The sequence below is a fragment of the Mesorhizobium sp. M1E.F.Ca.ET.063.01.1.1 genome (assembly GCF_003998155.1).
Lineage (GTDB): Bacteria > Pseudomonadota > Alphaproteobacteria > Rhizobiales > Rhizobiaceae > Mesorhizobium.
In genome coordinates, this window is sequence record NZ_RZSC01000418.1 from 1 (window position 1) to 5,210 (window position 5,210).

5 protein-coding genes and 2 pseudogenes are annotated in these 5,210 nt (G+C 64.5%); 5 read left to right on the forward strand and 2 right to left on the reverse strand.

What is annotated here, in order from left to right; genetic code table 11:
• The 5 genes and pseudogenes from EOA29_RS24215 to EOA29_RS24235 form a co-directional block, all read left to right on the forward strand.
• Positions 1–208: pseudogene (locus EOA29_RS24215) on the forward strand (Ku protein); the annotation flags it as partial.
• Entirely contained in the window at positions 205–1,317 is a 1,113-nt protein-coding gene (locus tag EOA29_RS24220; RefSeq protein ID WP_245468526.1) for a tetratricopeptide repeat protein, read from the forward strand. The pseudogene EOA29_RS24215 and the gene EOA29_RS24220, both read left to right, overlap by 4 nt.
• 215 nt (positions 1,318–1,532) lie before the next feature.
• Positions 1,533–2,168 (forward strand): alpha/beta fold hydrolase, encoded by a 636-nt coding sequence (locus EOA29_RS24225; protein WP_126094562.1) that lies wholly within the window; start codon positions 1,533–1,535, stop codon positions 2,166–2,168.
• 23 nt (positions 2,169–2,191) lie between these two features.
• Positions 2,192–2,968 (forward strand): exodeoxyribonuclease III, encoded by a 777-nt coding sequence (locus EOA29_RS24230; protein WP_126094561.1) that lies wholly within the window; start codon positions 2,192–2,194, stop codon positions 2,966–2,968.
• Between the two features lie 190 nt (positions 2,969–3,158).
• A complete protein-coding gene (locus EOA29_RS24235; RefSeq protein ID WP_126094560.1) occupies positions 3,159–4,337 on the forward strand; it encodes a hypothetical protein in 1,179 nt (392 codons plus the stop codon).
• Between the two features lie 175 nt (positions 4,338–4,512).
• Here EOA29_RS24235 and EOA29_RS43870 read toward each other — a convergent pair whose 3' ends face one another.
• The gene (locus EOA29_RS43870; RefSeq protein ID WP_126095956.1) at positions 4,513–4,599 is read right to left on the reverse strand and encodes a lasso RiPP family leader peptide-containing protein; all 87 of its coding nucleotides are present in this window, start codon (positions 4,597–4,599) and stop codon (positions 4,513–4,515) included.
• Between the two features lie 500 nt (positions 4,600–5,099).
• Positions 5,100–5,210: pseudogene (locus EOA29_RS43200) on the reverse strand (IS630 family transposase); the annotation flags it as partial.

Sequence of the window (5,210 nt, forward strand, 5' to 3'; positions counted from 1 at the left end):
GGCGGCACCGGAGCGGGGCAATGTCACCACCCTGATGGATGCGCTGAAGGCGAGCCTGTCGCAGCAGGCGAAGCCGCCGGCCAAGTCGAAGAGCAAGGCCGAAGAGGCGCCGGCCAAGCCCGCCAGGAAGGCGGCCGCCGGTGGCGGCGCGCCTGAGAATCCGCTGAAGGCGAACCTGTTGAAGGCCGTCGGCAAGAGCAAGAAGTGACTGGAGGGCCGGCGATCGTTCCCGGCGCCGTCTTCGGCGTCGTTGGCGCGTTTGTAGCCTTTCCGCTCAGGCTCGGCGCGCGCGAGGTCGAGCGCCGACATGCCGAGCTGAGGCGCGGCGTCACGCGCCGCACCACGCATGTCGTGTTCGGCCGCGCGCTTCTCGTCAAGCCGACGAAGGCCGACGACGCCGAGATCGAGCGTCGCGCGAAAGCCGAGCGCGGCGCCGGGCGTGCGCTCATCAGCGAGAACGGGTTTCTGCGCCTGCTCGGGCTGATGAAAGCGCCGGAGGCGTCCTCGCTTTCCAGGCAATCTCTCATCGACCAGTCGCGGCTTACCGGCGACGATCTCGACATGCTGTCGCTGTTCGACGCCTTCGAGCATGATGCCGAGCCTTACTCCTTCCGCGACCTGATCCTGGCCCGCAAATATGCGGGGCTGATCGCCAGCGGCGCCACCTGGGGCGCGATCGCGCGCTCCGTCCACCGCTCCGGCCCGGTTGCCTCGCTCACCGCCAAGTCGCTCAACCTTGGCTCGCAGCATGGCAGGCCGGATGCGATCTATCTCGACGATGGGATGAGCGAACTCGACGGCCAGCTCCTGTTCGATCTCGGCTCACCGGAAGACGACACGATTGAGGAGTTGTTCGCCGAGGCCGAAGCCGCGGAAGAGGGGGGGCGCCACGACGACGCGGCCGCGCTCTACCAGCGCTGCCTGGCGATCGATCCCAAGGATGCCATCGCCGCCTTCAACCGCGCCAACTGCCTGCGCGGCGCCGGCCGTGTGGCCGACGCCGCGCACGACTACGCCCGTGCGATAAAACTCGATCCGGGCTTTGTCGAAGCCTGGTTCAATCTTGCCGGGCTGATGAGCGACGAGGGCAAGGTGGCGTCGGCGAGAAGGCATTTGCAAAAAGCGATCGCGCTCGACAAGGCCTATGCCGATCCGGTGTTCAACCTTGCGCGGCTGGAATTCGACGCCGGAAATCTGAATGAGGCCCGCCGGTTGTGGGTGCGCTATCTCGAGCTCGATGCGGGGTCAGAATGGGCAAGGCTGGCGCAGAAGGGGATACAGTTCGTGGACCTGCACATGGCGCGCACGGCGGGGTGAGCGCCTCTCCTCCTCCCCTTGTGGGGGAAGGTGGATCGGCGCGCAGCGCCGAGACGGATGAGGGGTGTTGGAAGGAATGAGACGCTGGTGATCTTGTCGTTTGCCGGGAAATCGATGGGCGTGTCCGCCAAGCTGGAGCACCCCTCATCCGACCGAGCTTCGCTCGGCCACCTTCTCCCACAAGGGGAGAAGGGGTCGCCCACGCCGGAGACGCCATGACCTACTTCCTCTTCGACGGCCCCGAATCCGCCCCCGTCACCATCCTGCTCGCCCACGGCGCCGGCGCGCCGATGGATTCCGCCTCGATGGCCGCCACTGCCAAGGCGCTTGCCACCGCCGGCTTTCGCGTCGCGCGCTTCGAGTTCCACTACATGGCGGCGCGCCGCTACGGCCACCGCAAGCCGCCGCCGCGCGCCGAGACGGTGAATCCCGAATACATCAAGGCGATCGCCGATCTGCGCGCCAAGGGCGTGACCGGCAAGCTCATCATCGGCGGCAAGTCGATGGGCGGGCGCGTCGCCTCCATGGTCGCCGACGAGATGTTCGCCAAGGGCGAGATCGCCGGCCTGGTCTGCCTCGGCTATCCCTTCCATCCGCCCGGCAAGCCGGAGCAACTCCGGACAAAACACCTCGCTGACTTGAAGACCCCGACACTGATCTTCCAGGGCACGCGCGACGAGTTCGGCACGAAGGACGAGGTCGCGACCTACGGCCTGTCCGAGGCTATTCAGGTGGTCTGGCTGGAGGACGGCGACCACGACCTGAAACCCCGCAAGGCGGTGTCGGGGTTTTCGACGGCAGATCATCTGAAGACGGTGGCGGAGACGGTGAGGGCCTGGATCGCGGGCTGATTGCGCCGACGAGTCTGACTTGAATGAAACTCGCCACCTTCAACATTAACAACATCAACAGCCGGCTGGAAAACCTTCTCGCCTGGCTGGCCGTCGCCAAACCCGATGTCGTCTGCCTGCAGGAGCTCAAGGCGCGCGACACGCAGTTTCCGTTGACCCGGCTGGCGAACGCCGGCTACGGCGCGGTGTGGAAGGGCGAGCCTACCTGGAACGGCGTCGCCATTCTCGCGCGCGGCGCCGAGCCGGTGCTGACGCGCGACGCGCTGCCCGGCGACGATGGCGACCGGCAGGCGCGCTACATCGAGGCGGCGGTCGACGGCATCGTCATTGCCTGCCTCTATGCGCCGAACGGCAATCCGCAACCGGGGCCGAAATTCGCCTACAAGCTCGCCTGGCACGAGCGCTTCGCGGCCCATGCCAGCGAGCTTCTCGACACCGGCCTGCCGGTGGTGCTCGCCGGCGACTACAACATCGTGCCCGAGCCGCGCGACATCTACCAAACCCGCTCCTATGACGACAACGCGCTGGTGCAGCCTGAAAGCCGCGCCGCCTTCGCCGCGCTCATCGAGCAGGGCTGGACGGATGCGCTGCGAAAAGTCTTCCCGAAGGAGGAGAAGCTCTACACTTTCTGGGACTACCGCCGGAACCGCTGGCCGCGCGACGCGGGGCTGAGACTCGACCACGTCCTGTTGTCGAAGAAACTGGTGCGCAAGCTGAGAGGGGCCGGCATCGATCGCGGGGTGCGTGGACAGGACAACGCCAGCGATCACGCGCCGGTGTGGGTGGAGGTGGCTACCTGACCTTCTCCCACAAGGGGAGAAGGGCAAGTCGGCGCTGTCCCTCCAGCATTTCAAGGCCTGCGCTTAGCGTTTAATCAGTGGTGGTTGTGCGGCATCGACGTCCCACGCTAGTTTTGCAAGTCATAAAAAGGGGGGGCAGACTTTATGCTTTTCATCTTGAATATTTTTGTCCAGCCATCGCTCGCCCGCCATGGCTAATACCCTCATCCTTCTCGTCTCGGCCCTCTTCCTCGCCGGCGCGATCGCTCTCATCATTCTCGCCCGGCATCTCCATCGCACGCGCCGCAAGGCGCGCGGCAGCGCCGATCCCGCGCGCGATTATGCGCCCCGCACCAACTGGAGCGGCGGTCGCGGAACGCTCAACTATTCCTCCTTCGTCTTCATGGATGTCGACGGCGACGGGAAATTCGGAAAGGCCGACCGCCCGATAGGCGGCATCGTGGTGCGGGCCTATGACGAGAAGGGCGCCTTCCTCGCAGCGGTGCGCACCAACAATGGCGGCTTTGCCAATTTCGTCATGTCGACAAAGAAGCGCCGCGCGGTCCTGCGCAAGCCTGGAACCTACCGCTTCTGCGTCTCCGTGCCGAAAGGCTGGCGCGTCAGCACCGGCAACGAGAACCAGTCGCTGAGGCTCAGCGGATTGCCAGGCTCACCCGCCGGCCTGGTGGGAGAGGATCTGCCCGCGATGGTCGGCCTCTCGCCAGCGCGCTTCGTGCGCGGCATCGCGGAGGCCGAGGCAACGCTTTCGCTGCTGGGCAAGGGCAGGCTGCTGGAGACCAGGCCGATCGCGCCCGGCAGCTTCCATATCGATCTTCCCGCCGAGGCCGACACGCTTGCGATTGCGGGCTCGGGTCTTGACCGGCGCCTCGCGCTCTCGCCCTATCCGGCCGATCTAGGCCTTTTGCGGCCGGGCGCGATCGCCGCCAAGGCGGCGCTCGAGACGGTCGGCTTCGACGACGTCACCGCGCTGCCCTTCCAGAAAGTCCCTTCCGGCCATGGCGGGCTCGACTGGCGCAACCTCAACGCCCTGACGAGCCAATATGTCAAGGACAGCGAGGGGTATCTCAACGGCAATCTCTCTGGCGGCCATGTGACCTACACCAGCAGCGGCCATCCGGCGGAGTTCGGCCGTGCCACGCCCTTCGGCTTCCATTCGGCGATGCTCGCCGCCGCATGGCTGGCCTCGGAAGGCGAGGTGGCGCTGGTCGAAAGCTGGCTCGGCGACGATCTCGTCGCCAGCGACGAGATCGTGCTTTCGGCGCTGACGCCGGTCCATTACGCGCCGATGCTGAAGGCGGTGACGCGCGTGCGCATCTCCACGAAGCACTACTGGCAGGCTGTGCTGGATGAACTGGTGCTGGCGCGGTGAGGCCGGTCTTCGCCCAGTTTATCTGCCACTGACGGGCCTTATGCGGAATTGCCGTAGTCTTGCCCTTCTGGCGAGGATCGGCTCCACAGCCCTGACAAGCACAAAGGAGCGACATCGAGAACGATGCCGCTCCTCAACTGCGCCGCGGTTCAACTGCGCCGCGGTGCGAATTCGATCAGCCTCGAGAGGGGGCGTTCAGCGCCGTGACTGCCGAAAGCTTGCCCTTGCGGACGACGGTCGGCTTCTCGTATGTCTTCTTCACTGTCTAAATCCTCCAATTATCCTGAATGCAAATTCACCGGTAGGCATCAACGCGCCGTGCCAGAACACCCTAGCACGAGCCGATCAGGCTCTTCCGTACCTGCAGTGGTTAAGTCGGCGTGGAAAGCGACTGCGCTACAACCGACGAAAGCCGGCCCTTTTTCACCAGGGAAGGCCTCTCGTAAATCTTCTTCATGCCAAGCTCTCCTGAAAATCCCCGCCGGATAATGTCATAGGGGGCATTCTTGTCAACCAAGCCGGCTGGTAGTCCAGTCTATTCTTTGGAAATGTGGCTTTCTGCTCACAGGTTGGCCGGTCACCATGCGAAAGACAAAGAACCGCGCGCACCAAGCACCGGGATATTGGTTCGCAGTCCGGGTAATCCGAACAACGGCCGCAAGCTGGATGGAAAAGACAGGCCTCGCCAAGGCATATTTATCTTATCTCGTGTGATGCCTCACACTTAGCCTTGGCAAGAAGCTCGGCTAGAGCGGCGGACTTTCATGTGAGTCCATAGCCTGCGGCAGTGAAGTAGTTTCTGCATTCTGTTGGAGAGAAGAGATTGCAGATATCGCCGATGGCCTGCCACAGGGCGTCGATGGTTCTGATGGC